Source organism: Armatimonadota bacterium, from assembly GCA_020354555.1.
Taxonomy (GTDB): Bacteria; Armatimonadota; Hebobacteria.
Genome location: CP070648.1, coordinates 3,865,683 through 3,870,465 on the forward strand (window position 1 = coordinate 3,865,683; position 4,783 = coordinate 3,870,465).

The window sequence follows — 4,783 nt, forward strand, 5'->3', positions numbered from 1 at the left end:
CGTCGGGCAAGGCCGCGATCGTCTTGGCATGATGCTTCCCGATGCCGCCGCAGCCGATCAGCCCGAATTTTACCACGTCACTACTCATGAATCGCTGCTCCTCCTGAACGAGTTCCGTCGTGTCCCACTGGGACGACGTTCGCCGAGGGCGCATCGTTTCCTGCCCTTCGGGGCACGTCGCTACGCTGCGCCCACTAGCGAAGGTCAGTCGCCTTCAGCGCCTCCAGCGCCTTGGGAAGCACCGCCGCGTCTATGGCCTCGTCGTCGTTGCTGACCACGACTCCCTTGAACAGGAACCAGTTCTCGACGTGCTCGACCGTCTCGCCGGGCGCAAGCGCCGTCATCGGGCCCAGCGTTTCGACCTCGAGCATGTCCGCGTTGGTGAACACTTCGGTGGAACAGCCGAAATCGGGGTACGTCGCTCCATCGCGGTATTGGAACGTCTTGACGAAGAGGTCGCCATTCACGGCGTAGGCGATCCAGTTCTCGCGATTGCCGACGCCGATTTTCTGCGGCTTGGTCGCCGTCGGATCTTGCTGGAGCGTGATGTACTTCGTGCCCCACCGCCAGCGCGGATCGCTCATGTCCGTATAGGTCCACTGCACGATCGGGCGCGCGGGCAAAAGCGCCTCCTCGTGTGACACCTCTGCGGGCTGCGGGATGACCGCCAGTCCCTGCTGCGTCATCACGCTCAGCGCCCACGGGGCGAGTTCCACCGGCCACAAGTTATCGTTGCGCAGACGGTGCACGACGACGACCTGGTTGCGGTCGGCGCGCATGGTAATCTCGATGGTCTTCTGAATGCCCGTCGTGCCCTCGGCGGGCTGGACGAGGGTGAGGGCATTCGAGCCCTCCTGGACTTCGATGGGCAAGTTGTCCGGCCAATAAGTGCGCGGCTTCGCTTCCGGCGCGTGCCACAGGCGGTGCCCGCCGTAGATGCGCCACTCGTCGCCGCCGGTCTGGCCGACGTGGTCGGGATACTCCGCGAACACATTGTCCCCGCCGACGAAACCGAGGCGGATAATGCGCGGCCCGATGTCCTGGGTCGCGATCAGTTCGATCTGCCCGTTAGTCATGCGGTGGCAGTTCGGCCACCCCTTGTACTCGGTCTTCACAATCCTGACTCCTTTCGCTCCCTGCTCGGCCATCGCCGCGCCGAGCGCGAGAAGAACGAGGGCAACGCCTGCAGTTGCAGCCCACCAAGTTCCTCGCATCTGTTTCGCCTCCTACAGAGTCTCGGCTATCACAGCGGCGCCGAGACTCTTCCGTGATCCCGGTCTGCGGCATGCCGGAGTGAAACCCGGCCCCACCAGGGTCCGCGAGTGTGATGCTCCGGTCGAGCGACCTTGGGCAATACGAGAACCCTGTTGATGCCGCGCAGCACGTGCGTGGCAGCGCTGCTTGGGATGCACGCTCAGCGGCCCGGACGGGGATCTGCCGCGGACAGCGCGCGGTCCTCCATCTCCGCCCGCAGTTCACGCGACGCCGACGCGACAAATACCTTGACGTCGGTGAGCGGGCCTGCCTCAATCGTCAGCGCGTTGCCCTCGGCACTCCACTCCGCGCGCCGCGGCCCCTCCGGGGTCACTTCGAAGACATCCCAAACTTCGATCCAGGGCGGCCGTTCCACGGTGAGGGACAGGTCTTTGATCGGCCGGAACAACGCGCCCTGGAGCGTGTGATAGTACGACAGGTTCGTCACGAAAATGACGAGCGCCTCCTCGGCCGCGACGGTCGCCACGTCCGCGCGCTCGACCCAGCCTGCGTCGCGCACGAACTGTTGGTACGGGTCGGCGTACGTCAGCATCGGGCGAAGTTGCAGCACGATGCTGTTGAGGCGCCCCAGCTCGGCCCATAGCTCGTCCCACGGCTCCATCGCCTTCTCGACCAGCGCCTCGAAGCGGTCCTCCGTGACGCCGAACTCCGCCCCCTCTTCGTGCAGCTCATCGTGGAAGCCCTGGCGCGTATCGTCCTTCTTGCGCGCAAGGAACCACCACAGGCCCTTCGCGCCGCGCCCGAGCTGTTGCATGAGCTGCACGCGACATTCCGACGGTGTGACCATCGCGCGGCCCGCCTCGCCGCCGAGCAGCAGGCCGGCCAGGAGCCGGTGTACCCACGCGTGATATCCCTGCGCCCACACCCATATCGGCGACGGCTCCGCGTTGCGCTTCAAGTCCCACGTGTGGTACGCGAGGGTCTCGAGGTCGCGCGCGTAGCCGACGTGGGAGCGCTCGATACCCGGCGCACCGATGGCGTATGCGTCGTAGCCCACAATGTCGGTTATCGGTGCGAACTCGTAGGACTTGCTGTCATCGCACAGGTTGACGAACGTGGGGCACGATTCGCAACGCCGCCACACTTCGACGCCGCCGAGGTAGGTGAACGTGGACGAACGCATGTCGCCGGTGCGCGCGCCGCTGTGCAAGTCGGGCTCATCGGTTAGCGCCAGGGCGAGGCACCACGGCTTCGGCGCGACGTTGTCCAGAACGGACTGGCGCACGTTGCCCGGCCCCCAGCCGACGTGGGACAGCAGGCCGTAACCGTGCTTTTTCGCAAGCTCGTCCATTGCGGCGACATCGGCCTCCGAGCCGCCGTTAATGAGTCCGTCGTAGCCAAACTCGGCCATCGCCGTGAGATGCTTGGCATCATAGGTGGGGCCGTTCCAGGTGCCAATCGGGAAGGGCGGGATGAGGGCCCGAATCGGCGCCAAGCATGCGACCTGCCGCCCTCGTTGATCTTCTGCATGGGCGATCAGTTGCAGGGGCTGGAGGTACTTCAGCAGCTGCTTGAAACGTAGGCGGACGATGGTGCTCCGGCCCGGCGCGATCGTTCCGCACAACGGCAAGGCACGGCACTCCAAACCGGCGACGCCGACCTCGCCCACGCACAGCGTGTTAAGCTCGTCGTCGTTGCGCAGCCACACGAGCAGCCCGCGCCAATCCTCCGTGGGCACGACGTAGGCGATGCTCAGCGGCGGCGTAATCAAATCGAACTGCCCGGTAGCTGCGACGCCCTTTTCACAACGCACCGACAACTTCAGGCGTGCGCCTTCCTGGAGCAGTGGCCGCCCGCCGACCAGCGTGAGCGTGCTTGATCCCTGGGGCGGAATCTCCTCCGGCCACACCCGCCACCAGAACAGCTTGTCATCCCGAATCAGCTCCTCGGCGTCTTTCCGGTTGAGCGAGAGTTGTGATACGCGCAGGGGCGTTGCGCCGGCGTTGTGGAGCGCGACGTAGAGCCGTCCGCCGACGCTGCGATTCTCGGAGCCCAGACCGGGGATGCGCGGGTCAACGTAGCCGCGCCGATATGAGGCGGTGCCGAGTTGGAACGGAGACGACGCGGCGCCCGCGGCGGGCGCCGCCGCGAGCACGACCATGATGACAACGGGAATCATTAGGGCGCTCAGGTTCACGACAGCATCCTCTCGACTAACCTCGACTATTCATACTGCGCTTGAGGTGCGTGCTGGGCGGCGCCACGCGCCGCTCCGGAGCGCGGCCCAGCCAGCCCTGGTCGAGGCCGCGCGTCCGCGCATGAAGAGTGCGCGCTCACTCCCCTTCGCTTATCGCGGCGATTGCTCCTTTCGCACGTGCACACAGCATCCCGCGCGTTGACACCGATCCCCGCCCGGGCGTCAAGTCATCGTGATGCGCCCTTACCGCTGCCCGATCTCCTCCGCCTCATACCCCTCCGCGCGCTGGCGGTAGACATTGTGCCAGCCCAACTCGCGCATCAGAGCCTTGGTCTCTGGACGGGCGAACTCGTTGGCAAGTGTGTTGGTCACGACTGCCCGCAGCGCGTTGGTCCCCGGTCTGAGGTATGGGCCGATAGGAAAACGATACGGCGGCCAGACCTCCGTGCCGACCCGCTGGTCGTTCACCCACAACTCGACAACACGGCGCACCTGCCCGAGATCGAGCGTGACGTCGCCCGGCTCATCGGCGTCCCACGCTGCGGTGTACTCGACGCGCCCCGAGAAGTAGGGATCCACCGTCCGCCAACCGTCGAAGGCCAGCGGGCGATGAACGTCATGCATCGAGACGGGTGTAATGCCGTTCTCGCTCACGGAGAGCCGCTCCAACGGCCGCGCCGACCATGTGAGATCGCGGGCGCGGACGATGCGTCCGCGCTTGCGCGGCGGGGATGCCAGGCGTCTGGCCGCGCCCGTGCGATCGAGAAGCAGCAGCGCCGAGCCCCAGGGGTCGAGGCGCAGGCCCACGCTCACGCGCCCGTTTCTCCGGGAGCGCCGGATGGCCGTGACGTCGCCGGTTCCGGGATCGCACAGGTAAGGTCTGTCCGATTCGTCAATGTCCAGCGACAAACTGAGCGGTTCATCTACTTCACTCGTCAGAAAGACGATGTCGTAGTTCGCCGTGATTCGTCGGCAGCAGCGCACCGCGGAGCGGGCTGGGGTCAGACGAGCCGTCGGGCCGACCTCGGCGGCGGCGAGCTGTGCAACTTGCTCCTCATTATCCGCCTGACGCACGGCGCGCCACGCGCGATCGAGCAGGTCTGTGTCCTCAGGCGCGTCGGCTGCGATGGAGGGTCGCCCGACCCCGGCCGCCACCACCCCGGCTTCTGTCGCGGCGGCGATTTGACGAAGGCCGGCGGCAGGCACGGCATAGCACCGCGGGATAAGCAGCGCTTCGTAGCGCATCGGGCCGACGCGCAGGCCGCCGTCGTCTAGCACGGCATCGGCGAGCGCGTCATCGCCAAGATAGTCAAAATCAACCTGAAGGGAAAGCAAGGCGTCCGCCAGGGCCGCCAGCGACTGTTCGGCGGC

Annotated in this window: 3 protein-coding genes; all 3 read right to left on the reverse strand. The window is 66.2% G+C overall.

The genetic code is table 11. From position 1 onward, the window contains the following. Positions 1–194: 194 nt before the first annotated feature. Complete coding sequence (locus JSV65_15800; GenBank protein UCH36808.1) at positions 195–1,148, reverse strand: hypothetical protein; 954 nt, start codon at positions 1,146–1,148, stop codon at positions 195–197. 266 nt (positions 1,149–1,414) lie between these two features. Then, on the reverse strand, positions 1,415–3,412 hold the full coding sequence (locus tag JSV65_15805; protein UCH34003.1) for a hypothetical protein: 1,998 nt from the start codon (positions 3,410–3,412) through the stop codon (positions 1,415–1,417). Between the two features lie 243 nt (positions 3,413–3,655). Beyond that, positions 3,656–4,783 (reverse strand): hypothetical protein (locus JSV65_15810; GenBank protein ID UCH34004.1); only part of this gene is annotated, 1,128 nt, incomplete at its 5' end.